Raw genomic sequence first — 25,015 nt, 5'->3', positions numbered from 1 at the left:
ATGATTGATTGAAGGCATAAGGTTTACTTATGCACTCTTTCAGCCCGCGGCAATTGGAAGTCTTCGTCGATATCGCCACCACGGGCAGCGTTCGCACTGCCAGTGAGCGGCTGCACCTAAGCCAGCCAGCGGCCTCCATGGCGCTGGGCGAGCTGGAACGTCAGATCGGCGAGCCGCTGTTCGACCGCGAGCGAGGGCGCCTGCGGCTCAACGACCGCGGCCGCAACCTGCTTCCGCTGGCGCGCGAACTGGTGGAAAGGCATGCCGAGTTCGCCCGGCGTGCCTCGGGCGCCGTGACGGCGCTGAGTGGCGAGCTCCGGGTGGGTGCCAGCAACACGGTGGGCAATTACCTGGTGGGCGACCTGGTCGGCCCATTCGTCGATACGCACGCCACCGTGGCATTGCGCCTTACCGTCGCCAACACCGACCGCATCGCCCAGGGTGTGCTCGACCATGATGTGGATATTGGCTGCGTCGAAGGGCCCGTGACTCATCCGGCGATCGAAGCCCGGCCCTGGCGCGAAGACCGGCTGGTGGTCTGCGCGCGACCGGGGCATGCGCTCGCGGGAAAGAAGCGCCTGAAGCGCGACGACTTCGCAGGGGAGCGCTGGGTGCTCCGTGAGCGCGGATCCGCCACGCGTGCACTCAGCGAACGGGCGCTCGCGGAATTGCCCGAAGGACGCACCGTGCTGGAACTCGATCAATCCGAGGCGATCAAGCAGGCGGTGATCGCGGGGCTCGGTATCGCATGCTTGCCGGAAGTCGCCGTGACCGATGCGGTGGCAACAGGCCGACTCACCGTGTTGCCAACCCCGTTCCTTGATTTGCGGCGCACGCTGTCGGTCTTGTTGCACCGGCAGCGGTATCGGGGGGCTGTTCTGGAGGCGTTTTTGGCTTCGTTGGGGTAGGGCAGATGATCCCTATTTGAGCACGCAGCGGTTTTTGCCGCTGCGTTTCGCTTCGTACATGGCTTCGTCAGCGGTCGAAACCAGGCGGTCGTAGGCGTCGCCGGGCTGGAACATCGTGACCCCGATGCTGGCGCCGATCTTCGCGGGAATGCGCAGGTCCGCTACCGAGAGGGTGTAGGGCTCGGCGATGGCATCGCACAGGGTCTGGCAGCGTGCGACCGCGGCCTGGCCGTCGCTTGTGTCGTGCAGGAGCACCGCGAACTCATCACCGCCAAGGCGCGCCACCGTATCGGTACCACGCGTGCGAGCATCGACCCGGGCCGCGATCGCTTTCAGCAGCTCGTCGCCAGCGGCGTGGCCGTGCCCATCGTTCACGCCCTTGAAACCGTCGATATCGATATAGGCGAGCGCAAACGGCGCACCACCTGTGTTGGCGGTGGCGAGAGCGGCTTCCAGCCGTTCGCGAAACAGCACGCGATTGGGCAGGCCGGTGAGCGCATCGTGCGTGGCCTGGTGGCGCACCAGCTGCTCCATGCGCGTGCGCTCGGCCACTTCCGTGGTGAGCTGCTGGTTGCGCACGGAGAGCTCATCCAGTGCGTGCTGCAGTAGCGCGCGGGCACGATACAGCTCGAGGAAGATCTTCACCTTCGATTGCAGGATCGCATCGTTGATGGGCTTGGCGATGTAATCCACCGCACCGGCGGTGTAGCCCTTCATGCGGTTGATATCGTCGGCGTAAGCGGCCGTCACGAAGATGATGGGTGTCTCGCGCAGGTGCTCGGTCTCGGTGATGAGCTCGGCGACTTCAAAGCCATCCATGCCGGGCATGTTCACATCGAGCAACACCAGCGCGAACTGGTGGTCCAGGCATAGGGCAAGCGCGTCGTTACCGTTGTCGGCTTCGAAAATGTCTGCGTCGGCGCGCGCAAGCAGGCGGCGCATGGCTACCAGGTTGGCGGGGGTATCGTCGACGACAAGGATCTTGGGGCGAATCGGGGTCATGGGATGCAAAGTTCGTTAAGTCGTTGCGCAATCTGGTCGAGTGGGAGGCACGCGTCGGCACCAGCGATATCCAGGCCGGCGCGCGGCATGACATCGGATTCAGCACTCAGCGGATCCTGCACGATGGCGTAGCCACCGGCATGCCTCACGGCCTTCAGGCCGGTGGCGCCATCGGAATTGGCGCCGGTCATGAGTACCGCCACGAGGCCGCCTTGCCACGCGTCCGCAGCGGTTTCAAAGAGCACGTCGATTGACGGTCGGGCATAGGTAACGCGCGCATCCACGCTGAGCGAGAAATGCGCGTTGGGTTCTACCAGGAGGTGGTAACCACTGGGCGCCACGTGGACGACGCCCGGATCGGCAGGGGCGCGTTCAGCGGCCTCGACCACGGGCAGGGCGGAGACTCGGGCGAGGATCTCCACCAACAGGGATACATCGGCCGATCCCGTGTGGCAGCAGACCACGATGGGCACGGCGAGCCGCCGGTCCAGCGCAGGGAGCACGCGCTGCAAGGCCGCAAGGCCTCCTGCGCTGCAACCCATCGCGATGGCGGCCCGCGCGGTCATCGTGTCAAAGGCCTCGCCACGGAGACGCCTGCCTGGTAGATCCGCAGTGCCGCGTCGATATCGGTGAAGCAGGCGGCGGCCGGCGAGAAATCGATGTTCTCGCGTGTGCCAAGGCAGAGAAAGCCGCCACGCACCAGGCTGTCGCGGAACAGGGCGAGCGTGTGGTCCTGCAAGGCGTTGTTGAAGTAGATGAGTACGTTGCGGCACAGGATAAGGTGTGCCTCGCAGAACACTTCGTCCGTGACCAGGTTGTGGTTGAAGAACGTCACGTTGCGACGCAACCGCTGGTCGAGCTTGATGAAGTCGTAGCGAGCGCTGTAGTAATCGCTGAACGAGCGAAGTCCGCCTGCTTCAATATAGTTGCGTGACCAGTCCCGCGCGTCACGCGTGGCGTAGATGCCTTCGGCCGCCACGTGCAGCGCCGCATCGTTGAAATCGGTCGCGTAGATGCGCGCGCGGTCGTAGAGGCCGGCTTCCTCGAGCAGGATGGCGAGCGAATAGACCTCCTGCCCATGCGCACAGCCCGCCTGCCAGATGTTGATTTCCGGATATGACGCCAACACCGGCAACACCTTGTCCCGCAGGGCGCGGAATACCGGTGGGTCACGGAACATCTCCGATACCGGAACCGATAGCCCTTCAATAACGCGGGTGACGAAGCCATCCTCGTGCAGGAGCCGGCGGTTCAGTTCACTGATCGTGCCCGCATCGTGCGTTCGCACCAGCTGTTGCACACGTCGCTTCAACGACGCGGGCGCGTAGTCGTTGAAGTCGTAGCCGTGGCGCCGTTGCATGGCCCGGATGAACAGCTCGATTTCGATGTCCTCGACGTCCACCTCAGACCCTTGCCGGCAGCCATACGCGGATCATCGACAGCAGGCGGTCCACATCGATGGGCTTGGAGAGGTAATCATTGGCGCCGGCTTCCAGGCACTTTTCGCGGTCGCCGCGCATGGCCTTGGCTGTGAGCGCGATGATCGGCACGTTCGCGACGGCAGGCTTGGCACGGATCGCGCGCATGGTGTCGTAGCCATCCATCACGGGCATCATGATATCCATGAGCACCAGCTCGAGTTCGGGATCCTTGTCCAATACGTCGAGCGCCTTCTGGCCATCCTGCGCCATCACGACATCGATGCCCTTGCCACGCAGCACCTTCGACAGGGCGAAGAGGTTACGCATGTCGTCGTCCACCAGCAGGATGCGGCGGCCGCGGAGGCCAGCCTCATCCATGCCGCCGGCTGGGGTAGTCCGTTCGACGGCGGCGGCACTGCCGCCCTGGCGGATGGAGTGCAGGAACAGGCTTACTTCGTCGAGCAGGCGATCGGGCGAGCGGGCGCCCTTGACCACGATGCTGTCGGTGTACTGGCGAATCTTCATGCTCTCCTCGCGGGAGAGGTCACGACCGGAATACACCACCACGGGCGGCGTATGCCCCGATTGCGACAGGCGCTCGAGGAACTCCATGCCGGACATGCCGGGCAGGCCAAGATCGAGCACGATGCAGTCGTAGGCCACGTCGTTCGTTTTCGCCAAAGCTTCCTCACCGGAGGCCGCATCGTCGATCACGATGTTGTCGTCCTTCAGCAGGGTGCGCACGGCGGTGCGCGCACTGGCATCATCGTCCACGACCAGCAGGTGGCGCGTGCGGCCCTCGGCGAAGTGGAGCAGGCGATCGAACGCCGTGCCGATGGATTCGCGGCTTACAGGTTTGGTCAGGAACCCAACGGCGCCCAGTTCCATGCCGCGGCTGGCATCGTCCGTGGCGGAAATGAAGTGCACCGGGATATGCCGGGTGGCCGCATCGTGCTTGAGCCGCTCGATCACGGTCCAGCCATCCATGCCCGGCAGCATCACATCGAGCAGGATGCCCGTGGGACGGTACTGGCGGGCAAGGGCAAGGCCGGTTTCACCGTCTGCCGCCGCGAGGACGCGGTGGCCCTTGCGGTGGATCATGTCCGCCAGGATGCGCGCGAACGCCGGGTCATCTTCCACCACGAGGATCGTGGTATCGCCCGGCGCTATCGTCGCGCGGTCGTCATCGATCGATTCGGCGATGAGCGACGGAGAAAGCGGGAGGGTGGCTTCGGCGGCGGCCTGTTCGAGTGAGACGGGCTCCGCACGATCCACGGCATGCGCCGGTGCTTGTTCGGGGAGGAATATGGTGAAGGTGCTCCCGGCGCCGACTTCGCTCTCCAGCGTGATATCGCCACCCATCAGCATGGCGATGCGCCGCGAAATGGCCAGGCCCAGGCCGGTGCCGCCGTACTGGCGGCTGGTGCTTGCATCCACCTGCTCGAACGCGTGGAACACCCGCTGGAACTTCTCCGGCGCGATACCGATGCCGGAATCGGTCACGGCGATGCAGATCGCGCGGGCGGGATCCAGGCCGGTGGGAAGCGAGGCGTTCGCAGCGGGGCGGCCGATGCGCACGCGCACACTGCCCGAAGCGGTGAATTTGAACGCATTGCTCAGCAGATTGTTCACCACCTGCTCCAGCTTGCCGGCATCGGTCTGGATGCTGGCGGGCAGGCCGTCTTCCAGCTTTACCTCGAACGCCAGCTTCTTCTCCTGCGCCACATGGTTGAACGTGCGACCCAGTGTGCGGGCCAGGTCGGCGAGCGGGAGCGTATCGACCATTAGCTCCATCTTGCCGGCCTCCACCTTGGACAGGTCGAGGATGTCATTGATCAGCCGTAGCAGGTTGGAGCCGGCATCGTGGATGATCCGCGCCGATTCCACCTGTTCGCCGGTGAGGTTTTCTTCGTCGTTATCGGCCAGGCTGCGCGAAAGGATGAGCAGGCTGTTGAGCGGCGTGCGCAGCTCGTGCGACATGTTGGCCAGGAACTCGGATTTGTACTGGCTGGCCCGTGCCAATTCTTCAGCCTTCTCGTGGGTCTCCTTCTGCAGGGCCTCGAGCGCGTCTTTCTGGTGGTTGAGTGTCAGGCCCTTTTCGCGCAGTTCCTCGTTCGAGGCGTGCAGCTCTTCGGTCTGGACGCGCAATTCTTCTTCGGAGGCGATCAGCCGCTGCGACTGTTCCTGCAGTTCGGCGGTCTTGGCGTGCAGTTCGCTGTTCGTGGCCTGCAACGCATCCTGCTGGTGGCGAAGGGCCTCCTCGGAGGTGCGCAGCTCATCGGCCTGGCTCTGGGTCTGTTCCAGCAGATCGCGCGTGCGCAGGGCACGGGCGAGGTTTTCCAGGGACAGCGCCACGATGGGCATGAGCTCATCGATCAGGCGTTCCTGCAGGCCGGTCAGATGCTCGAAGCTGGCGATTTCAATAACGCCAAGCAGCGTGTCGCGGGACATGACCGGCACGACGACGACGCTACGCGGCGCGGCCTCGCCAGTGCCCGAATGGATGCGTGTGTAGTCGTCGGGCACATCCTGCAGCACGATGGTCTGTTGGTTCGCCGCGGCCTGGCCGACAAGGCCTTCACCCACGGCGTATTCCGCCGTGACATGGCGGCGCTGGCGGAAGCCATAGCTGCCGGTGAGTTCCAGCCGGTGCGATTCTTCGCGATAGATGTAGAAGACGCCGACACCGGCCTTGAGCGAGGTGACCATCTCGGTCACGAGCGCATCGGCGAACTCGCGGTAGGTGGTGCACTCCTGGAGGCGGTTGGATACCGCGGTCACGGACGACTTCAGCCAGGTCTGGCCCGCCGTCTCGATCGACATGTCCTTGAACACCTGCAGTGCACGGGCAATCTCGCCGATCTCGTCGCGGCGGTTCCGCTGGCCGACCTCGATGGTGTGGTCATGCCCGGCAAGGCGGGTCATCAGCTCGGTCATACGCACGAGCGGGCGCGTGATCAGGCGGAAGGTCATGAAGATCACGGCGGCGCCGGTCAGCAGGCACAGCACCAGCGAGAGGATATCAATCGTTTGCGTTGCGGCCAGGGTGGAGTCGAGCGCCGCGTTGCGTTTGTCGAGCAGGGTGCGCTCGGTAGCCGCCATCTCATCAATGAGTTTGCGGATGTCGGTCATGACGACGGTACGGCGGGCGAAATAATCACGGCGGATGCCGTCGCGCGCCAGCGAGGCTTCGGGTGTCACCGGGTTGCCGATGGCGCGCATGGGCTCCAGGCCGTTCTTGAGCGCCTCGACCTTCCAACGGTCGAGCATGTCCTGTAGCCGGTCGATCCGGCCTTGTTGCAACGGGTTATCGGCGGTGAGCGTACGCAGCTTGCCCATGCTTGTGACCAGGTCGCGGTCCGCCGCTTCGAAGTCGGCGTACTCCGTGTCCGTCTGGTTCAGCATGTAGCCGCGGGCGGCCACCTGGCGTTGCTGGGCATCCGCACCGACGTCTGACAGGGTCAAAAGCACCACATAGGTGTGGGTGGCCCAGGCCCGGGTGTCGTTTTCGCGCCCCAGCGATACCAGGTTGGCGATACACGCTGCCACGAACAGGGCGAGCAGGGCGCCGATGGCGAGGATGATCTTGCGCTGCAGGGGCTGGTCGGCCAGCCATTGGCGCTTTGCGTCGGTGGAAGTCATGCGATGACCGGTAGTGGGACGGGGATGGGCGGGTCGCCCTTGGGTATTACTACGAATCGGGCTACGCCTTCCTTGGCGGTCGACACATTATCGGCAGGTCAGGCGGCAGGCTTAGCTTTCGGGCGTGCCCAGAACGGCGGTACGAGGCTGCCGCGGCGGAGGGCTATGCCCAGCAATACCGCCGTGAGCGTGGAGCAGATGCAAAGGGCCACCACGGAGGCCTCGGCACCGAACTCGCCACCGGTGAGCCAGTCAGGACCCTGCATGGTGGAAGCGAGCCAGCCCTTCTGCTCGAAGCCCGATACGGGGATGCCGTAGAACGGGCCTTGGGCCACGTTCCACGCCGCGTGAACACCCATGCACAGCCAGAGCGAGCGGGTTACGTGGTAGATCAGGCCGAACAGCAGGCCAGCCTCGAGGGCGATGGCCAGGGCGCTCCACGTCGTGGCGTGCGGGTTCCAGATGTGCATGAAGCCGAAGAAGGCGGCCGAGAACAGCAGGCTGATCCAGGTGCCCAGCCCTTCCTCGACAATGCGGAACAGCACGCCGCGGCTCACGATCTCCTCGCCCACGCCGGCCCCCACGCCCAGGACGAGCACGAGCCCCAGCCAGGGCACACCGACGTTGGTGCCATGGACCACGTAGGCGCCGAGCGCCCAGAGTGCCCCGACTACCAGCGAGAACAGGATGAAGCCCGCGGCGAGGCCGGCGAGGACATGGGGAATGAGCTTGCGCGCGGCAAGTTCATCGACATGGCGCTGCTCAATGAAGCGCACGAGCAGCCAATACGCCAGTACCACCGGAAGGAGCCGGAACAATTCGATCAGCGGCGTGACCTCGCCAAACGGGATCGCGCCGTGCGGGAGGCCCAGGCCGGAGTAGATCCGGCTGCAGACCACGCCGATGAGCCACGCACTGAGGGCGAAGACCAGGATGCGGCCCACGGGCGAGCGCAGCAGGCGGGCGGGCAGCGAGGGGCGCGGAAGGGGGGTGGCGTCGTTTTCGGTCATGGGCTCAGGCGCGGGTGGACGGGTGCGTGGTGCAGTCTACGCAGGCATGATGGTGCTCCGATACAAGATCGTTCCACGCCCGCCCGGTATCGTTCCGTGCGGGAGGCACCCTGGCCCCGAAGTCACCGGAATTACCGATGTCGAAGCCGCAAGACAACGATCCGTCGAGCCCGATGAACCGCACGGCACAGACGTTCCCCCGCCTGGACGATGAGATGGCCTCGCGCGTGGTCCATTACGGGGTGGAGGAGCTGATCCCCAAAGGCACCATGCTGTTCCAGCGCGGCCAGCGCCGGGTCGATTACTTCTTTGTCGTCGAGGGCTCCATCGAGGTCTATGACATCGGCAGCGATGGCGAGCCGCGTATCGTGGTCACCCACGGCCGCCACCAGTTCACCGGTGAGGTGGACTTGTTCAGTGGCCGCCAGACCATGGTCAATGGCCGTACCGGCTCTGACTCGCGCATCGTGCGCGTGGACCCGGCGAACTTCCGCCGCCTGATCGCCGGTGAGCCGGATATTGGCGAGATCATCATGCGCGCCTTCATCCTGCGCCGGGTGGGCCTGATCCAGAGCGGGCAGGGCGGGGTGTGGCTGGCCGGCTCCGCCCACGCGGCCGACACCGTGCGCCTGCGCAGCTTCCTTATCCGCAATGGCTACCCGCACAAGCTGCTCGATACTGATATCGATGAGGATGCGCGCCACCTGATCGAGGGCTTCGGCCTGCAGCCGGATGAGTGCCCGGTGGTCATCCTGCCGGACAAGCGCGTGTTGCGCTGTCCCACCACCACCGAACTGGCCGACGAGCTGGGTATCACCATCGAACTGGACAGCGATCACGTCTATGACGTGGCGGTGATCGGCGCGGGCCCGGCAGGCCTCGCGGCCGCCGTTTACGCCGCCTCCGAGGGGCTGGATACCGTGGTGCTCGAGGCGCTGGCGCCGGGCGGCCAGGCGGGTACCAGCTCCAAGATCGAGAACTACCTGGGCTTCCCCACCGGCATTTCTGGCCAGGCCCTCGCCGGCCGGGCGCAGGTGCAGGCCATGAAGTTCGGCGCACACATGGCCATTGCCCGTGAGGTGCGCAGCATGGATTGCGGTAGCCACCCGTACAAATTGCACCTGGATAACGGCTCGATGGTGACGGCGCGCTCGGTGGTCATCGCCACGGGTGCCCGTTACCGCAAGCTGGCCCAGGTGGATTACGAGCGTTTTGAGGGGCAGGGCATCCAGTACGCCGCCACGGCAATGGAAGCGACCCTGTGCGCCGGTGAGGAAGTTGTCGTCGTGGGCGGTGGTAACAGCGCCGGCCAGGCGGCCGTGTTCCTGGCCCGTGCAGCCTCGCACGTGCACATCCTGGTGCGTGGCGAAGGCCTCGCGGCCACTATGTCCGATTACCTGGTGCAGCGTATCGCCCAGTCGCCGCGCATCACCCTGCACCCGTACTGCGAGATCGATCACCTGGACGGCGATGCCTACCTGCGCGAAGTGGGCTGGTACTGCGTGAAGACCAACGTGCAGGAGCGGCGCAAGGTTGCCAGCCTGTTCGTGATGATCGGCGCCGAGCCGAACACGGCATGGCTGCAGGGTTGCCTGGACCTGGACAAGAAGGGCTTCGTGCTCACCGGCCGCGATGCCGATGGCTATGCCACGCCATCCCCGTACGCCACCACGTTGCGTGGCGTGTTCGCCGTGGGCGATGTGCGCTCAGGCTCGGTGAAACGCGTGGCTGCCGGCGTCGGCGAGGGCTCGGTGGTGGTGCATGCCATCCACCGGTTCCTGCATCCCTCGCCGGTTTAATGCCGATGCGCGACGCTTGATGCCGCTGCTCTTGTAGGAGCGCGCTCCTACATTTGCCCTCAAACCTCGACCGAGGCGGCGTGCTCGCGTGTGGCCGAGAAACGCACCTGCGGCCAGCGCTCCTGCGCGAGTTGCAGGTTCACGCGCGTGGGGGCAAGGTAGACGAGTTCGCCCGCCGCATCGATCGCGAGGTTGGCGGCGTTCTTTTCCTTGAACTCTTCCAGCTTCTTTTCGTCGCTGCAGTGCACCCAGCGCGCCGTGGCGACGCCGACCTGCTCGAAGCTGGAGTCGACGTTGTATTCGTCCTTCAGGCGGTAGGCCACCACATCGAACTGCAGCACGCCGACGGCACCCAGGATCAGGTCATTCGACATGAGCGGGCGGAAGAACTGCGTGGCGCCTTCTTCGGAAAGCTGGGCCAGGCCCTTCTGCAGTGCCTTCATCTTCATCGGATCGCGCAGGCGTGCGCGGCGGAACAGTTCCGGCGCGAAGTTGGGGATGCCGGTGAACGACAAGCCTTCGCCCTCGGTGAAGGTATCGCCGATGGTGATGGTGCCGTGGTTGTGCAGGCCGATGACATCGCCCGGGTACGCGCGCTCGACGATTTCACGATCGCTTGCCATGAAGGTGAGTGCGTTTGCGATGCGCACTTCCTTGCCGGTGCGGGTCTGCTGCATCTTCATGCCGGCCGTGTACGTGCCCGAGCAGATGCGCATGAATGCCACGCGGTCGCGGTGCGCCGGGTCCATGTTCGCCTGGATCTTGAACACGAAGCCGGTGAGCTTTTCTTCTTCAGGCACGACTTCGCGCGAGAGCGTATTGCGCGAGCGCGGCGAGGGCGCGTGCTCCACGAAGAACTCAAGCAGCAGCTCCACGCCGAAGTTGTTGACGGCCGAGCCGAAGAACACCGGGGTCTGCTTGCCAGCGAGGTACGCATCCACATCGAACGGGTTGGAGGCGCCCAGGACCAGCTCGAGTTCGTCGCGCGCTTCCTGCAAGGCGGCTTCGCCAATGCGCGCGATAAGTTCGGGGTTATCCAGGCCGCCCTTGAAGATGGTCGAGTCCTGGCGGGTGAAGTTCTTGCCGGGTTCGAAGATGTGCACTTCATCGAGCAAGAGGTGGTACACGCCCTTCAGGCGCGAACCCATGCCGATCGGCCAGGTAACCGGCGCGCAGGCAATGCCGAGCACCGACTCCACTTCATCGAGCAGTTCGATCGGCGAGCGGCCCTCGCGGTCGAGCTTGTTGATGAAGGTCATGATCGGCGTATCGCGCAGGCGGCACACTTCCATGAGCTTGATGGTGCGCTCTTCCACGCCCTTCGCGCAGTCGATCACCATGAGCGCCGAGTCGACCGCCGTGAGCACGCGGTAGGTATCTTCGGAGAAGTCCGCGTGGCCCGGGGTATCGAGCAGGTTCACGATGGCCCCGTTGTACGGGAACTGCATGACCGAGGACGTGACCGAGATGCCGCGCTCCTTTTCCAGCGCCATCCAGTCGGATGTGGCGTGGCGGGCGGCCTTGCGGCTCTTTACCGAGCCGGCCATCTGGATCGCGCCGCCGAACAGCAGCAGCTTTTCAGTCAGGGTGGTCTTGCCCGCGTCAGGGTGGCTGACGATGGCGAAGCTACGCCGCCGCTTGGTCTCGGTGAGGTGTGAAGACATGGAATCTGGGGTCGCATCGAAGGGCTAACCCCATATTCTAGCGCGGATTTACCCCGGGAACGCCGCGTCCAGCCAGGTGGGCACCTCGATGCCCTTCTCGCGCAGGAACGCCGGGTTGAACAGCTTGGCCTGGTAGCGCATGGCGCTGTCGCACAGGACGGTGACCACCGTGTGCCCCGGGCCCAGGTGGCGCGCCAGGCGAATGGCCCCGGCGATGTTTACCCCGCTGGAGAGCCCCACGCCATAACCCTCGTGGCGCAGCAGGCGGTGGATCTCGGGAATGGATTCGGTATCGGGGATGGACCAGGCCACGTCGATCGGGGCATCCAGGAAGTTGGCCGTGAGCCGGGCGTTGCCGATGCCTTCGGTGATGGAGCTGCCCTCGGCCTTGGCCTCGCCGGTAGTCACGTAGTTGGCCAGGGCCGAACCTGCGGGGTCGGCAAGGGCCACGACCACATCGGTGGACCGGGCAGCCCGGTCCCGGGCCTCCAGCGCGCGTGCCTTCAGTGCCCGCCCAACCCCCGCAATGGTTCCGCCCGTGCCCGATGCACATACGAAGCCATCGATCTTGCCCGCGGTCTGCTCCCAGATCTCGGCGCCGGTGTGGTCCTCGTGCCACTGGCGGTTGGCCAGGTTATCGAACTGGTTGGCGAACCAGGCGCTGCCCGGGTGCCGGGCGTTCATCTCGTCGGCCAGGCGGCGGGCGGTGGCGGCGTAATGGTTCGGGTCGGTCCAGGGGGCGGCCGGGACCAGCTTCACCTCGGCCCCGGCGGCGCGCAGGGCATCGATCTTCTCCCGGCTCTGCGTATCCGGCATGACGATCAGGCTGCGGTAGCCCCTGCTGTTGCCCAGCAGGGACAGGCCAATGCCGGTATTGCCGGCCGTGCCCTCCACCACGGTGGCCCCGGGCCGCAGGAGGCCCCGGGCCTCCGCGTCATCCACCAGGCCCAGGGCGGTACGGTCCTTCACCGAGCCACCGGGGTTCAGGAACTCGGCCTTGGCCAGGATCTCGCAGCCGGTAGCCTCGGACGCCTGGCGCAGGCGAAGGAGGGGCGTGTGGCCGATGCCGGCGCTTAAGGTGGGGTAGGTAGCCATGCCCCGATGTTAACCCGCGCCCACGCCAATGCCATACAGACGGCCAAATGCCCCGTTTTGGGGCGCAGCCCCTGTAGGAGCGCGCTTGCGCGCGATGGCGTCTCGCGGCTAGCCCCATCGCGCGCGAGCGCGCTCCTACAGTGATCCCGTCGACGTTTTCGTAAGGTTTTGGAGGTTTAGACGTCTATACGGCTGTTGACACGCCATGGAACGGCGCGTAACCTCGGTTCCACTCATCGAGACCGGCTGAGGGACAGGCCCTTTGAAGCCGGGGCAACCTGCGGATTTCCGCAACGGTGCCAACTCCTGCGGTGCGTGGTTCGCCACGCAACCCGATAGATGGGAATGTCCGAGCCGGGCGCGTTCTTGCGCACCGTGCCCTGGCAGTCCGGCTACAGGTATCCGCAGGGCTCGATCCCGACAGGAACCCGGACATGCCAGCAGAGCCCCTCACCGTGATCCCCCTCTCCGAAGCAGCCGTGGCCGCCGCGCCGCGTGGCGCCGCCGATCTCACCGAGCAGCGCGGTACCCGTCGCGTGTCCATCACGCCCAAGTACGGCAGCGAAGCGGTAGCAGTGGATGTGCGCTACCTGTGGTGCGGCGCGCCGAATGCGCCCACGGTGATCGTGCAGGGCGGCATCTCCGCCACCCGCGATGTCTGCGCGGGGCGCGAACGCCAGGGTTGGTGGCAGGAACTGGTGAGCCAGGGTGGCGCCATCGATCTGTCACATTGCCGCGTGCTCTCCATCGATTGGCTGGTGCCGGCCGATATCGCGGGCGTCGATTCCGTATCCAGCGAAGACCAGGCGGCGGCGCTTGCCGCGCTGGTCGATGAACTGGGCATCGGCCGCGCGCACGCCTTCATCGGCTCGTCGTACGGCGCCATGACCGGCCTGGCCTTTGCCGCCAACCACGCCGACAAGGTGAAGTCCCTCGTGCTGTTGGCCGGCGCGCACCGCCCGCACCCGCTCTCCACCGCGCAGCGCTCCGTGCAGCGTGGCATCGTGCGCCTGGGCATCGAATCGGGCCGCACGGATGAAGCCCTGGCACTCGCCCGTCAACTGGCGATGACGACCTATCGCGGCAGTGAAGAGTTCTCGCGCCGCTTTGCTGCCGGTCCCGAACTGCGTGATGGCCGCTTCTACTTCCCGGTCGAAGATTATCTGGAGCACGCGGGCCGTCGCTTCGTCGAGCGCTTCGATCCGCAGCGCTTCCTCGCGTTGTCCGAATCGATCGATCTGCATGACATCGCGCCGGAGCGCGTGCATGCGCCGACCACGCTGGTGGGCTTCCCGTCCGATCGCCTGGTGCCGCTTTCCGACCTGTGCGAATTGCAGCGCCGCATCGGTGGTACCGCCACCCTTGAAGTCGTGGACTCGCCGTATGGCCACGACGCCTTCCTCAAAGAAACCGTGCAGCTCGCCCCCGTGCTGCGTCACGCACTTAACGACTGTTGCGGAGCCCTCTGACCATGACCCGTGAAACCCGCCTGTGTACCCGTGCCGTCCGCGCCGGCATTGAATCCGATACCCAGCACGGCGCCGTCGTGCCGCCGCTGCACCTGTCCACGAACTATGCGTTCGAAGGCTTTGGCCGCAAGCGCGCCTACGACTACTCGCGCAGCGGCAACCCGACGCGCGATCTGCTCGCCGAGGCGCTTACCGAACTGGAAGAGGGCGCTGGCGCGGTCGTGACCAACACGGGCATGTCGGCGGTGGCGCTGGCGCTTGAACTCGTGCCGGCGGGTGGTTTGGTCATCGCCTCGCATGATTGCTACGGCGGCACGTGGCGCCTGCTTGATGCCTGGGCGAAGAAGGGCCGCTTCAGCGTGCGCTTCGTCAACTTCAACGACCCGACGGCGCTCGCCGAGGGCCTGGCCGCGAAGCCCGCGCTGGTCTGGATCGAAACCCCGTCCAACCCGCTGCTGCGCATCACCGATGTGCGCCACGTATCGCAGGCGGCACACGCCGTGGGCGCACTGGTGCTGGTCGACAACACCTTCCTCTCGCCGGCATTGCAGCAGCCGCTCAAGCTGGGCGCCGACGTGGTGCTGCATTCGACCACGAAGTACATCAATGGCCACAGCGATGTGGTCGGTGGTGCCGTGATCGCTGCAGACCAGGCGGTGGCTGAGCAGCTGAAGTGGTGGGGTAACTGCAACGGGCAGACCGGCTCGCCGTTCGACAGCTTCCTGACCTTGCGTGGCGTGCGCACCCTTGCCGTGCGCCTGCGTGCGCACGAAGAAAACGCGCGCCGCATCGCTGATCGCCTGGAGGGCCATGATGCCGTCGAACGTATCTACTACCCCGGCCTGGCGTCCCATCCGGGACATGCGCTGGCGCAGCGTCAGCAGAAGGGCTTCGGCGCCATGCTCAGTTTTGAACTACGCGGCGGTGATGACGCGATCGAGGCGTTCGTCGATGGCATCAAGTATTTCTCGCTGGCGGAATCCCTGGGTGGAGTAGAAAGCCTCGTTGCCCATCCGGCCACGATGACGCATGCGGCCATGGCACCGGAAGCACGGCGCACGGCGGGCATTGCCGACAACCTGCTGCGTCTTTCCATTGGTATCGAAGATGGCGATGACCTGATCGACGATCTGGAGGCCGCACTTGCACGGGCCGCGGCGGTCGCGACCATCACCTCGAAACGCAAGGTCGGCGCATGAACGCGGTGGTGGCTCCCCTTTCCACGGAGGTTCCCTGTACGGCGGTCGTCCTGCTCGGCACAGGCGTCGTCGGCCGTGCGCTGCTCACGCTGCTTGCCACCCCGTCGGCTAACACCCTGCGCCTGGTAGGTGCGGCCAACTCGCGGCGCCAGCATGTGCTCGCGGGTGGCCTGCGCCCCGCGGATGTCACTGATGCGCTGGCGAAAGCCCGCGATGGTCGCGATAACGGCCCGCTGCTCGCCGCGCTCGATGAGAGCGGTGCGCAGCGCAAGGTGCTGATCGATGCGACGGCCTGCACGAAGGAAGCGAGCCGTCACGCCGAGTGGCTCTCCCGGGGTTACCACGTCGTCACGGCCAACAAGGCGCTGGCGGGCGGCCACCTGCAGGGCTGGCGTGCGCTGCAAGCCGCGTCGGCCGGTGGCGCGATCTACGGTGATGCGGCCACGGTAGGCGCGGGCCTGCCGGTCCTGTCCACGCTGCGCCGGCTGCGTCGCTGCGGCGATAGCCTGCTGACCCTCGAAGGCGTGTTCTCCGGTTCGCTCTCGTGGCTATTCAACCAGTACGACGGCTCGCGCCCGTTCTCTGCCTTGCTGCGCGATGCGCGCCGCCTGGGCTTCACCGAGCCGGATCCACGCTCGGATCTCTCGGGCGAGGACGTGGCACGCAAGCTGCTGATCATCGCGCGCCATGCGGGTTTCGCCCTCGGTAGCGATGAGGTCGAGATCGAAAGCCTGGTCCCCGAGTCGCTTCGTGGCGTGGAAACGAAGGTGTTCCTCGATCGCCTGGAAGAACTCGATGAGCCGCTCGCCTGCCGCCACGCTGAAGCGAAGGCGAACGGCAAGGTGCTGCGCTACCTGGCCCGGCTGAACCAGCGTGGCCGCGCCCGCGTCGGCCTGGTGGAAGTGGGCCTGGATCACCCGGCGTCGCGCCTCTCCGGCACCGACAACCAGTTCGCGCTCACCACCACCCGCTATCACTCCACGCCGCTGGTGATCCAGGGGCCTGGCGCGGGGCCGGAGATCACGGCGCAAGCCCTGCTGGGCGACGTGCTGGCTATCTAAGAAAAAGGGCGCCCTATGGGCGCCCATTTTCATCAACGATGGCCGGTCACGGCCTCGGCTTCATCCGCGCTTGGCGGCAGCGCCGGTTCACCCGACTCATCATCGTGATGGAAGCGCGCGGCCTCCACCATCGGCGTGCGCCAGCCCGACGACACGCCCCAGAAGTAGAACACCGCACCGAACACGGCGACGATCGCCAGGTCCCAGCCGTACGGGATGTAGTCGTGGCCGCCAAAGGTCTTGCTGCCGGCCCACGAAATGACCGCCATGATCGGCAGGTACACGATGAGCCACCAGGCGCCGCGCAGGTGGCGGCCGAAGTCTTCCCAGCCGCTCTTGGCGGTGTAGTAGAAGTACAGCGGCAGCGCCACGACCATCAGCAGGATGATCTCGCCGGTGAGCGGCCACTTGGCCCAGTACAGCAGTTCGGTGGCGAAGATGAAGGCGAGCGCGGCGAGCACCGGCAGGCCGCTGATGCGCAGCGGGCGTTTCAGTTCCGGCGCCGTGCGGCGCAGGGTCATGACGCTGACCGGGCCGGTGAGGTACGAAATGATCGTCGACACCGAGATCACGGCCGCCAGCGTGCCCCAGCCGCGGAAGAAGAACAGGAAGATGAAACTCACCACCAGGTTCAGCCACATGGCCGGGCGCGGGATGCCGAAGCGCGGGTTGATGTGGCCGAAGATCTTGGGCAGGTGGCCGTTGCGCTCCATGGCGTAGATCATGCGTGCCGTGGTAGCCGTGTAGGTGGCGCCGGTACCGCTGGGGCTCACGAAGGCATCGGCATAGAGCAGGATGGCCAGCCAGTTGATGAGCAGGGCGGTGGCCAGCTGCGCGAACGGCGAAGCGTATTCCAGCGCAGCCCAGCCCTGGGCGAGCTGATCGGGGGGTACGGCGCCAATAAAGGCGATCTGCAGGAGCACATAGACCACGGTGGCCAGCAGGATGGAGCCGATGACCGCGAACGGCACGCTGCGGCCCGGGTTGCGCGCTTCACCGGCCAGGTTCACCGGGCTCTGGAAGCCGTTGAAGCTGAACACGATGCCGGAGATGGCCACGGCGGTGAGGATCGACGAGATATCGATGGCGTGGGTGCCACCGTGGGCGCCGATGTGGAAGTTGCCGCTGTTGAAGCTGGTGCAGATGAGCGCGATACCCGTGGCGGCGGGCACCACCAGCTTGAACACCGTGATCGCCGTGTTGCTCTTGGCGAACAGCTTCACGCTCCAGAAGTTCAGGAAGAAGTAGACGAACACCAGCACCACCGCGATGGCCAGGCCCGGCGGGGTGAGCTCGCCGTGGCCGGCGGTGACCACGTAGAGGTCCTTGGTCCACTTGGCCCATTCCCAGGGCCACGAAGCCATGTACTGCACCGAGGCCTCAGCCTCGACCGGGATGACCGAGACGATGGCGATCCAGTTGGCCCAGCCGGCGATGAACCCGACCAGCGAACCGTGTGAATAATGGCCGTAACGCACCATGCCGCCGGATTCGGGGAACATGGCGCCCAGTTCGGCGTAGGTGAGGGCGATGAACAGGATGATGACCGCGCCGATGATCCAGGCGTAGATGGCGCCAGGGCCGGCCAGCTGGGCCGCGTGCCAGGCACCGAACAGCCAGCCTGAGCCGATAATCGAGCCCAGGCCGGTAAGCATCAGGGCGAAGGCGCCGACATCGCGGCGAATATGGTGGTGGGACATGGGAACTCCGGTCGGACGGGCCGGGGAAACCCGGCCCAGGGCGGCACAAGGGCCGGATGATGACACCCCCCGGCCCTGGTGTCAGCCAGCGATCCCCTACGCAAACTGTGGGCACATCGATATACACTGACCGATGCGGTAAGGAAGAAGGGGTTCGGATGCGATCAAGGTTAGTCGTCAACGGCATATGGCTTGTCGCCATGTCGGCATGCGGCATTGCCGCAGCTGAGACGCCGTGGAGCGACAAGGGCCGGCTGATCGATTCGGAGTCATACGACCGTACCGCCAAGGGTTTTTACTTCACCCTGTACCCTGGCGAGGACCCGGTCGAATCCGTGCGGCGCTGCGCCATAACCATGCGTGAACTGGGGCACCTGTCCTCGGTTTCGTGCTTCGCATACACCAGCAAGCCGCGCTTCGACACCCGCAAGGGCAAGCTGCGGATCTGCTACACGGCCGTCGCCAACTGGTGGGGCCAGGACGAACCGGTGCGGGTCGAGACGGTCGAGCGCCTGCCACGGGCGTGCCCGACGAAGTAGCGGCTATGCCGCTTCGTGGGCTTTTCGCGCGCAAGCGCGCTCCTACGACCGCCGTTCCAAGCGGGCGGCTCAGCATTCGATGACGTTGACGGCCAGGCCGCCGCGCGAGGTTTCCTTGTACTTGTCCTTCATGTCGCGGCCCGTGTCACGCATGGTCGCGATGACCTTGTCCAGCGAGACATGGTGCTTGCCGTCGCTCTTGAGGGCCATGCGGCTGGCGTTGATCGCCTTCACGGCGCCCATGGCGTTGCGTTCAATGCAGGGAATCTGCACCAGGCCGCCGATCGGGTCGCAGGTGAGGCCCAGGTTGTGTTCCATGCCGATCTCGGCCGCGTTCTCCACCTGGGTGACGCTGCCACCCAGCGCCGCGGCCAGGCCGCCGGCGGCCATGGAGCAGGCCACGCCCACTTCACCCTGGCAGCCGACCTCGGCACCGGAGATCGAGGCGTTTTCCTTGTAGAGGATGCCGATAGCCGCCGCAGTGAGCATGAAGGTGATGACGCCTTCTTCCGATGCGCTGGGGCAGAAATGGCGGTAGTAGTGCAGCACCGCCGGGACGATGCCCGCCGCGCCGTTGGTCGGTGCCGTGACGACGCGGCCGCCGGCGGCGTTTTCCTCGTTCACGGCGAGCGCGTAAAGGTTCACCCAGTCGAGGATGGTGAGCGGATCGCGTAGCGCCGCTTCGGGCTGGGCGCGCAATTCGGCCGCCATCGCGGGCGCGCGGCGGTTCACCTTCAGGCCGCCCGGCAGGGTGCCGGGGGAACGCAGGCCACGCGCGACGCAATCCTGCATGGCCTTCCAGATGGTGAGCAGGCCGGCGCGGGTTTCTTCCTCGGGCCGCCAGATGCTCTCGTTGCGCATCATCAGCTGGGCGATCGTGAGATTGTTCTCAGCGCACAGGGCCAGCATCTGGTCGCCGGTGGAGAACGGGTAGGGCTGTTCGCTGGTGTCGGCTACGATGCGGTCTTCCGCCGCCTCGTCCGGATTCACCACGAAGCCGCCGCCCACCGAGTAGTAGTCGCGCGTCGCCAGCTCATTGCCGTCGGCATCGTAGGCGGAGAAGCGCATGCCGTTGGTGTGGAATGGCAGTTTCTGGCGCTTGTTGAAGACCAGGTCGGCCTTCTCGTCGAACGCGATTTCGTGGCGGCCGAGGATGCGGATGCGCTTGCTGCCGCGGATGCGCTCGAGGGAGGCCGCAATGCCGTCGGGATCCACGCGATCGGGCCACTCGCCCTCGAAGCCGAGCAGAACGGCCTTGTCGGTACCGTGTCCGCGACCAGTCATGGCCAGGGAGCCGAACAACTCGCAACGTACGCGAGCGACGCGCTCAAGCACGCCTTTTTCCTCCAGCCAGTGCTCGGCAAAGCGCGCGCCAGCCCGCATGGGGCCGACGGTGTGCGAGGAAGAGGGGCCGATACCGATCTTGAAAAGGTCGAAAACGCTGACTGCCATGGCTGGACGTGGGGTTGGCTATGGGGGATAGCCAGCTATTCTACGCCCCGGCACCTATTACCCCATACACCTCCGCATGTACGCGTTCACCTTGTTCCAGCGCGACGATTGCCATCTCTGCGACCAGGCCCTGGACGTGCTGGCGCGCGCGCGTTTTCCGGAGTTCTCATCGGTGTGGATCGATGACGACGATTCGCTGGAAGCCAGCTACGGCGCGCGTGTTCCCGTGTTGCGGCGCAGCGATGGAGTGGAACTGGATTGGCCGTTTGATGAGGCGGATGTTCGGCGGCTTGCCGGGTAGCGGCTTCGTCGCTTCGTTCGCTTTTCGCGCAGCCTACTTGCGCAGGCGGCGGAGGATTTCCTCGCGGGCTTCGCGAAGGATGGAATCGCGGTCAAGGCTGGCGACCACATCGGCCACGGCGCGCTTGGCACCGTGCTCACCCCAGGATTTTCCGGCGACGAGATAGCGCTCTGCTGCACGGCCGATCAAAACGGTGGCGTACCAGCCCAGGGCGCCTTGCGCCGCGGCGGTGACGACCACGGAGAGACCGCCGCTCAGACCTTTAAGCGCAGAGGCCACCAGTTGCACGCCCCACACGGCGCCCATGAGCGCGGCGAGCTGGGTGCTGATCACGACGACCAGCCGCCCCGATTCGGCGCGGGTCAGTGGTAGCCCGTATACCCGGCTTAACTGCACCACCATCGCCGCATCCAGGCCACCGGCCAACAGCAAATCCGCGACGGGTACGGGGTTCAGTGCCACCGCCACCGCCTTGGCGATGCAGTACTGGCGAATGACGCCAGACGCCACTTCTCGCCGTGCGACCGCCATGCGAGCGGTGACCTGGTCGGTAAGCTTGCCGGCGAAGAGGCCGGCGTGTATCGCGGCCAGTGCCTTGCCCTCGCGCTCGGCGATGGCGACCAGGCGTTGCTTTAGCGCACCTACATCCGGCGGCATGGCCTCGCTTACGAGCTGCTCGCCCCCACGTGCATCGACTTCAACCACCATGCGCGGGGCGGGACGTGCGGCGACCGCAAGCACATCCTCGCGGCGCACCAGGCCGGATGCGTGCTCGCGAAGGCGCTCCAGCAAGCCGTCGCGTTCTTCGTCGTTGTAGCGATCGGCCTTGTTCAGCACGAGCAGCAGCGGGCGCGCGGTAGCCGCAAGCGTCCGCAGCGCATCGCGTTCGTCGCGGGTGAGGTCACCATCGGCGACGAACACAATCAGGTCGCTGACCTCGGCGACGTCGTAGGCCAGCTTCTCGCGAACTTCGCCGCCCAGTTCGTTGATACCCGGCGTATCGATCAGCACCAGGCCGGCATGCGCCGCCTCATCGAGGCGCACCGCATCGGCTTCCGTCGTCGTGCCGTGTAGCACGCCCATGGCGAAGGCATCACGCCCGAGCAACGCATTGCCGAGCGCGGATTTGCCGGCAGAAACACGCCCGAACACAGCCACGTGCAGCTCTTCGCGCTCGATACGCTCGAGCATGTCCTCCACGCGGCGAAAATCCGAGGCCATGGCGTTGCGTACATCCGCCGGAATCGTCGGATCATCCAGCAGGCCACGCAGACTGGCGCCCACGGCACCGGTGCCATGCGCCGCCACCGCAGGCACGTGTTGCGTGCCGCGGCGGAAGCGGCCGGCAAGGCCGCGCAGGCGATCGCGCCAGCCGTCTGTCACAACTTACTTCGGCAGCAGGTTCAGCGTGCCATTGACGAGCACTTCATCGGCGATCGTACCCGTGTCCTTGTATTCGCCACTGCCGACGCCGAAATCAAGACGCTTCAACGTGCCGGTGACCGAGAGGCGGGCGCCGCCGGCGGCAGGATTGAACACGACCTTCAGCTGCACGGGCTTGGTGATGCCATGCAGGGTAAGGTTGCCGTTGGCCACGATGTTGCCCTTGGCATCCTTCGCAAAGCCCGTGGTCACGTAGTGCGCCTTCGGGAATTTGGAGGTGTCGAAGAAATCGGCGGTTGGCAGTGCATTATCGCGATCGCCATCGCCGGTCTTCGCCGTCGCGACATCCACCGTCACATCGAATTTCGCGGTGGCCAGGTTGGCCGGGTCGTAGCTGATCGCCGCATCGAACTTGCCGAAGGTGCCATCGAACTGCTGGCCCTGGAACTTGCCGCTGAAGCCCAGCGTGCTGCCCGGTCCCACCTTGTAATCCGCGGCCGAAGCGGCGAAGGGCAGGGCGAGTGCAAGGGCCAGCGCGGCCAGGCGGCGGGTGGACAGGATCATGGCGTATCTCCGGGAGGGGTGGGGGAGTTCCGCTTCGCGCGGCCGAACGGCAGCATGCGGCGGAGGGTGTCATCACGGTCGATGAAGTGGTGCTTCAGCGCGCCACCGACGTGGGCGACCAGCACCAGCAACAACAGCCAGAACAGATACACGTGCACCGTACCGAGCGTATTGGAAAGATCTTCGTTCTTTTCCACCAGTGCCGGCAGGTTGAACTGTTTGAAGTACTGCAGGGGGAACCCGTGGGCCGAATTGAAGGCCCAGCCACTCAGCGGGATGGCCACGATGAGCAGGTACAGGAAGCCATGGACCACGTGCGCGGCAATGGCCTGCCAGCGCGGCGCGGGCACATCAGGCGGTCGCTTGTCGGCCATGCGCCAGGCCAGGCGCAGCACGAACAGTGCCAGCACCGTGAGGCCGATGGACTTGTGCAGCGCGAACATGTTGATCTTGGTAAGCGATGGCCGCAGGCCATCCATCCAGAACGCGAACGCGCCGTTGCCGAGGATCAGCAGCGCCATCAACCAGTGGAATGTCTTGGCGATGGTGCTCCAGCGGGTAGGTTCACTGCGCACGGGCATGGGGGGTTTCCTTATCGTGGCTGGCGGGGCTTTCGCCGCCGCGGATGGCTTCGATTTCCAGCCACACCGACACCTGCGTGCCGATGGAGCCAGTGTTGGCGGTCATGCCGAACTTCGTGCGATCAAGCACGATGTTGGCGGAGAAGCCGGCGATGGTATGCAGGCCGTAGATCGTCTTGCCCACGCGGTTCACGCGGAACGGAATATCCAGGGGCATGGTCACGCCGCGCAGGGTGAGCTTGCCGTGCAGCACGCCTTCGTCGTCGCTGCGCTTTTCCACCGCATCGCTGGTAAAACGTGCGCTGCGCTCGCGGTCGGCATCGAGCAGGTTGCTGCCGCGCACGGCCTTGTCCCATTCGCTGTCGCCCATGTCCACCGACGCCAGGTCGATCGTGGCGTTCACCGAGGAGGCCGGCCAGTTATCCGGGTCGAAGTTCACGCTGCCATCGGTAATGCGCAGGCGGCCGAACGAACGTGAAAAGCCGTTGTGGTCCACGTTGAACACGACCGAGCTGTGCACCGGATCGATGCGATAAACCTGCGGTGCGGCGTGTGCCGTGCCCGCCGCCAGGAGGGCGAGCAGGGCGGGGAAGAAGAGATGTCGCATCAGGGGGGCTGCTCCATCACGGGGCCGCCTGGGGCGGCCGATGGGAAAGAGTGTGGCCGACGGCGCTGGCCTTGTCAGCCCATGCGCCGCGAACGGATTGTTCACTCAGCGATCCCGCAGGGCATCGGTGGTGAGTTCCGCGAGCTGGCGCAGGCGGTTGCCCCGGGTGTCGTCGAGAAGTGCCCGCATGCGCTCGCCGGCTTCGGCCTGGTCCAGTTGCTGGCGCTCGGCCAGCGTGATCGCCAGCGCCTTGCCCAGGCTGTCGAAGACCAGGGCGTAGGCGAAGGCGTGCAGCACGCCGCCGCCTAGTGTTCCCAAGCCCGGGAAGGCCTTTAACGCGTTGCCCGCGACCGCCAGCACCACCGAGGTGCCGGTTCGCAAGGTCATGCGCACCTGGCGCAGCAAAGCCTCGATTTCGACATCCGTCACCCGTACGCCATACAGGTCGGCCAGGGCTCGTACCAGGCCGGCGGCGAGCGCACCCTGGATCACCAGATCGGTCCCGGGGGCCACGGCCGCCATGGCGCCGACGATGGCACGGCGGGCATATCGCGTGACAATGCGCTCGGCCTCGGCCGTGCGCTGTGCGGTCTCGAGCGCCGAGGTGCGCTCATGCAGGCCAGCGAGCACGGCGTTTTCGCGCGCCGGCTCCAGTGCCGCCTTGCCTGCGGACACCAGTTGGCGAAGTGCGGTCGTCAGCTCGTCGATCTGCGGCTTTCGCTGACGGCGAACCTCTTCCGTGCCGCCATCGGCCAGCCGGCGCGTGAAGCGTTCTTCGCCGCCTGCGCTGACCAGCACCACGGCATCCGGAATGCCGCCCGCCGACGCCCGGAGGCGATGCGCGATTTGCGTGCGCTCCTGCGCTGTCCACTGGTCGGCCTTGTTGATGGCGAGTACGAGCGGTTTGCCGAAATCACCGAGCCATTGCAATTCGCTTGCCTGTGCGCGGGTCAGGTCGCCTGCGCACACGTACACGACAGCGTGCGCGCGCAAGGCTTCATCGCGGGCCATGCGTTCGCGTGCCTCACCGCCGGCCTCCGCGCTGCCGGGCACATCTGCAACGACCCACTTTGTGCCATCCGGCGCCATGCCGTCGTAGTGCGCGACAACGCGGGTGGTGCCGCCGCGCGGGTCGCTCTGCACCTGCGCACTGGGGACCAGCGCAGCGATCAGCGTGGATTTGCCGGTGGAGATTTCGCCGAACACCGCCACATGCAACTCGTCCAGCACACGGCGCCGATCAAGTTCATCCAGTTCGCTGCGAAGTTCCTCAACGTCTGCGCCGGATTCGCGCAAGGTCGCCAGGCGGGATTCCAACGATGGACGGTCGGGAGCCTGAACAGGAGCACGAGGTTTACGCGGGCGTAGCCACCATACGCCCACGGCAAGGCCGGCGAGCGCGATGGCTGCAAGTAGCAGGCCCACCAGCCAGCGCATGCCGGCGGGCAACGCCATGAAGCGCTGGGCCAGCGCCAGGCCACGCTCCAGCGTGGCAATGAGTAGCCAGACGAGGGCGGCAAGTCCGATGGCCGCGAAGAGCAAGCGAAGTCGGCGAGACATGTTGGCCATTCTAGGGGCAAGCGAGTCAGGGATGCCCTACATGAATGCGCGGTGGCGG

Annotated in this window: 21 protein-coding genes and 1 riboswitch; of the genes, 7 read left to right on the top strand and 14 right to left on the bottom strand. The window is 65.8% G+C overall.

Annotated elements, in window-relative coordinates:
* Positions 1-29 precede the first annotated feature (29 nt).
* On the top strand, positions 30-908 hold the full coding sequence (locus ABIE56_RS14485) for a LysR substrate-binding domain-containing protein (protein ID WP_429244489.1): 879 nt from the start codon (positions 30-32) through the stop codon (positions 906-908).
* A 12-nt stretch (positions 909-920) separates the two neighbouring features.
* On the opposite strand, the gene ABIE56_RS14480 is transcribed toward ABIE56_RS14485, so the two are convergent.
* The 5 genes from ABIE56_RS14480 to ABIE56_RS14460 form a co-directional block, all read right to left on the bottom strand.
* Positions 921-1,910: a diguanylate cyclase domain-containing protein gene (locus ABIE56_RS14480; protein ID WP_429244488.1), complete on the bottom strand. Its 990-nt coding sequence runs from the start codon at positions 1,908-1,910 to the stop codon at positions 921-923.
* A complete protein-coding gene (locus ABIE56_RS14475; RefSeq protein ID WP_429244581.1) occupies positions 1,907-2,452 on the bottom strand; it encodes a chemotaxis protein CheB in 546 nt (181 codons plus the stop codon). The genes ABIE56_RS14480 and ABIE56_RS14475 overlap by 4 nt, the downstream gene beginning before the upstream one ends.
* A 20-nt stretch (positions 2,453-2,472) precedes the next feature.
* Positions 2,473-3,312: a CheR family methyltransferase gene (locus ABIE56_RS14470; RefSeq protein WP_429244487.1), complete on the bottom strand. Its 840-nt coding sequence runs from the start codon at positions 3,310-3,312 to the stop codon at positions 2,473-2,475.
* Position 3,313: 1 nt separating this feature from the next.
* On the bottom strand, positions 3,314-6,973 hold the full coding sequence (locus ABIE56_RS14465) for a response regulator (protein ID WP_429244486.1): 3,660 nt from the start codon (positions 6,971-6,973) through the stop codon (positions 3,314-3,316).
* 98 nt (positions 6,974-7,071) lie between these two features.
* Positions 7,072-7,983: a CPBP family intramembrane glutamic endopeptidase gene (locus ABIE56_RS14460; RefSeq protein WP_429244485.1), complete on the bottom strand. Its 912-nt coding sequence runs from the start codon at positions 7,981-7,983 to the stop codon at positions 7,072-7,074.
* Between the two features lie 137 nt (positions 7,984-8,120).
* Between ABIE56_RS14460 and ABIE56_RS14455 the strand changes: the two genes are divergently transcribed.
* A complete protein-coding gene (locus tag ABIE56_RS14455; protein ID WP_429244484.1) occupies positions 8,121-9,782 on the top strand; it encodes an FAD-dependent oxidoreductase in 1,662 nt (553 codons plus the stop codon).
* A 59-nt stretch (positions 9,783-9,841) separates the two neighbouring features.
* On the opposite strand, the gene ABIE56_RS14450 is transcribed toward ABIE56_RS14455, so the two are convergent.
* Both ABIE56_RS14450 and ABIE56_RS14445 read right to left on the bottom strand, forming a co-directional pair.
* Positions 9,842-11,446, bottom strand: coding sequence for a peptide chain release factor 3 (locus tag ABIE56_RS14450; RefSeq protein WP_429244483.1), 1,605 nt, complete (start codon positions 11,444-11,446; stop codon positions 9,842-9,844).
* A 48-nt stretch (positions 11,447-11,494) separates the two neighbouring features.
* Complete coding sequence (locus ABIE56_RS14445) at positions 11,495-12,541, bottom strand: cysteine synthase A (protein ID WP_429244482.1); 1,047 nt, start codon at positions 12,539-12,541, stop codon at positions 11,495-11,497.
* Positions 12,542-12,771: 230 nt separating this feature from the next.
* Positions 12,772-12,887, top strand: a riboswitch (SAM riboswitch).
* 88 nt (positions 12,888-12,975) lie between these two features.
* On the opposite strand from ABIE56_RS14445, the gene metX reads away from it, so the two are divergent.
* From metX to ABIE56_RS14430, 3 genes are read left to right on the top strand one after another with little or no spacing between them, the layout of a single operon-like run.
* Positions 12,976-14,010, top strand: a complete 1,035-nt coding sequence (metX, locus tag ABIE56_RS14440; protein WP_429244481.1) for a homoserine O-succinyltransferase MetX — start codon at positions 12,976-12,978, stop codon at positions 14,008-14,010.
* A gap of 2 nt (positions 14,011-14,012) precedes the next feature.
* Complete coding sequence (gene metB, locus ABIE56_RS14435) at positions 14,013-15,209, top strand: cystathionine gamma-synthase (RefSeq protein ID WP_429244480.1); 1,197 nt, start codon at positions 14,013-14,015, stop codon at positions 15,207-15,209.
* The gene (locus ABIE56_RS14430; protein WP_429244479.1) at positions 15,206-16,270 is read left to right on the top strand and encodes a homoserine dehydrogenase; all 1,065 of its coding nucleotides are present in this window, start codon (positions 15,206-15,208) and stop codon (positions 16,268-16,270) included. The genes metB and ABIE56_RS14430 overlap by 4 nt, the downstream gene beginning before the upstream one ends.
* A 32-nt stretch (positions 16,271-16,302) precedes the next feature.
* On the opposite strand, the gene ABIE56_RS14425 is transcribed toward ABIE56_RS14430, so the two are convergent.
* Complete coding sequence (locus tag ABIE56_RS14425) at positions 16,303-17,970, bottom strand: APC family permease (protein ID WP_429244478.1); 1,668 nt, start codon at positions 17,968-17,970, stop codon at positions 16,303-16,305.
* A 158-nt stretch (positions 17,971-18,128) separates the two neighbouring features.
* Between ABIE56_RS14425 and ABIE56_RS14420 the strand changes: the two genes are divergently transcribed.
* Positions 18,129-18,509 carry a hypothetical protein gene (locus ABIE56_RS14420; RefSeq protein ID WP_429244477.1) on the top strand — a complete coding sequence of 127 codons (381 nt, stop codon included), beginning with the start codon at positions 18,129-18,131 and terminating at the stop codon, positions 18,507-18,509.
* Between the two features lie 69 nt (positions 18,510-18,578).
* On the opposite strand, the gene ABIE56_RS14415 is transcribed toward ABIE56_RS14420, so the two are convergent.
* On the bottom strand, positions 18,579-19,961 hold the full coding sequence (locus ABIE56_RS14415; protein ID WP_429244476.1) for an L-serine ammonia-lyase: 1,383 nt from the start codon (positions 19,959-19,961) through the stop codon (positions 18,579-18,581).
* 76 nt (positions 19,962-20,037) lie between these two features.
* On the opposite strand from ABIE56_RS14415, the gene ABIE56_RS14410 reads away from it, so the two are divergent.
* Positions 20,038-20,262 (top strand): glutaredoxin family protein, encoded by a 225-nt coding sequence (locus ABIE56_RS14410; protein ID WP_429244475.1) that lies wholly within the window; start codon positions 20,038-20,040, stop codon positions 20,260-20,262.
* Between the two features lie 33 nt (positions 20,263-20,295).
* Here ABIE56_RS14410 and ABIE56_RS14405 read toward each other — a convergent pair whose 3' ends face one another.
* The 5 genes from ABIE56_RS14405 to ABIE56_RS14385 all read right to left on the bottom strand — a co-directional run bounded on the left by ABIE56_RS14405 (position 20,296) and on the right by ABIE56_RS14385 (position 24,957).
* On the bottom strand, positions 20,296-21,645 hold the full coding sequence (locus tag ABIE56_RS14405) for a DUF697 domain-containing protein (RefSeq protein WP_429244474.1): 1,350 nt from the start codon (positions 21,643-21,645) through the stop codon (positions 20,296-20,298).
* Between the two features lie 3 nt (positions 21,646-21,648).
* Positions 21,649-22,209 (bottom strand): YceI family protein, encoded by a 561-nt coding sequence (locus tag ABIE56_RS14400; protein ID WP_429244473.1) that lies wholly within the window; start codon positions 22,207-22,209, stop codon positions 21,649-21,651.
* Entirely contained in the window at positions 22,206-22,790 is a 585-nt protein-coding gene (locus tag ABIE56_RS14395) for a cytochrome b (protein WP_429244472.1), read from the bottom strand. Before ABIE56_RS14395 ends, ABIE56_RS14400 begins: the two co-directional genes overlap by 4 nt.
* The gene (locus tag ABIE56_RS14390) at positions 22,774-23,397 is read right to left on the bottom strand and encodes a YceI family protein (RefSeq protein ID WP_429244471.1); all 624 of its coding nucleotides are present in this window, start codon (positions 23,395-23,397) and stop codon (positions 22,774-22,776) included. Before ABIE56_RS14390 ends, ABIE56_RS14395 begins: the two co-directional genes overlap by 17 nt.
* Before the next feature lie 105 nt (positions 23,398-23,502).
* Entirely contained in the window at positions 23,503-24,957 is a 1,455-nt protein-coding gene (locus tag ABIE56_RS14385; RefSeq protein WP_429244470.1) for a GTPase, read from the bottom strand.
* Positions 24,958-25,015 lie beyond the last annotated feature (58 nt).

The sequence above is a fragment of the Luteibacter sp. 621 genome (assembly GCF_050435445.1).
Taxonomy (GTDB): Bacteria; Pseudomonadota; Gammaproteobacteria; order Xanthomonadales; family Rhodanobacteraceae; genus Luteibacter.
Note: the sequence above shows the minus strand (reverse complement) of the source record. Positions and strands in the feature narration are given on the sequence as shown.

Coding starts and splice junctions, on each gene's coding strand:
- ABIE56_RS14485 (WP_429244489.1), top strand. CDS start 30: ATGCACTCTTTCAGCCCGCGGCAATTGGAAGTCTTCGTCGATATCGCC.
- ABIE56_RS14480 (WP_429244488.1), bottom strand. CDS start 1,910: ATGACCCCGATTCGCCCCAAGATCCTTGTCGTCGACGATACCCCCGCC.
- ABIE56_RS14475 (WP_429244581.1), bottom strand. CDS start 2,452: ATGGGTTGCAGCGCAGGAGGCCTTGCGGCCTTGCAGCGCGTGCTCCCT.
- ABIE56_RS14465 (WP_429244486.1), bottom strand. CDS start 6,973: ATGACTTCCACCGACGCAAAGCGCCAATGGCTGGCCGACCAGCCCCTG.
- ABIE56_RS14460 (WP_429244485.1), bottom strand. CDS start 7,983: ATGACCGAAAACGACGCCACCCCCCTTCCGCGCCCCTCGCTGCCCGCC.
- ABIE56_RS14455 (WP_429244484.1), top strand. CDS start 8,121: ATGTCGAAGCCGCAAGACAACGATCCGTCGAGCCCGATGAACCGCACG.
- ABIE56_RS14450 (WP_429244483.1), bottom strand. CDS start 11,446: ATGTCTTCACACCTCACCGAGACCAAGCGGCGGCGTAGCTTCGCCATC.
- ABIE56_RS14445 (WP_429244482.1), bottom strand. CDS start 12,541: ATGGCTACCTACCCCACCTTAAGCGCCGGCATCGGCCACACGCCCCTC.
- metX (WP_429244481.1), top strand. CDS start 12,976: ATGCCAGCAGAGCCCCTCACCGTGATCCCCCTCTCCGAAGCAGCCGTG.
- metB (WP_429244480.1), top strand. CDS start 14,013: ATGACCCGTGAAACCCGCCTGTGTACCCGTGCCGTCCGCGCCGGCATT.
- ABIE56_RS14430 (WP_429244479.1), top strand. CDS start 15,206: ATGAACGCGGTGGTGGCTCCCCTTTCCACGGAGGTTCCCTGTACGGCG.
- ABIE56_RS14425 (WP_429244478.1), bottom strand. CDS start 17,970: ATGTCCCACCACCATATTCGCCGCGATGTCGGCGCCTTCGCCCTGATG.
- ABIE56_RS14420 (WP_429244477.1), top strand. CDS start 18,129: ATGCGATCAAGGTTAGTCGTCAACGGCATATGGCTTGTCGCCATGTCG.
- ABIE56_RS14415 (WP_429244476.1), bottom strand. CDS start 19,961: ATGGCAGTCAGCGTTTTCGACCTTTTCAAGATCGGTATCGGCCCCTCT.
- ABIE56_RS14410 (WP_429244475.1), top strand. CDS start 20,038: ATGTACGCGTTCACCTTGTTCCAGCGCGACGATTGCCATCTCTGCGAC.
- ABIE56_RS14400 (WP_429244473.1), bottom strand. CDS start 22,209: ATGATCCTGTCCACCCGCCGCCTGGCCGCGCTGGCCCTTGCACTCGCC.
- ABIE56_RS14395 (WP_429244472.1), bottom strand. CDS start 22,790: ATGCCCGTGCGCAGTGAACCTACCCGCTGGAGCACCATCGCCAAGACA.
- ABIE56_RS14390 (WP_429244471.1), bottom strand. CDS start 23,397: ATGCGACATCTCTTCTTCCCCGCCCTGCTCGCCCTCCTGGCGGCGGGC.
- ABIE56_RS14385 (WP_429244470.1), bottom strand. CDS start 24,957: ATGTCTCGCCGACTTCGCTTGCTCTTCGCGGCCATCGGACTTGCCGCC.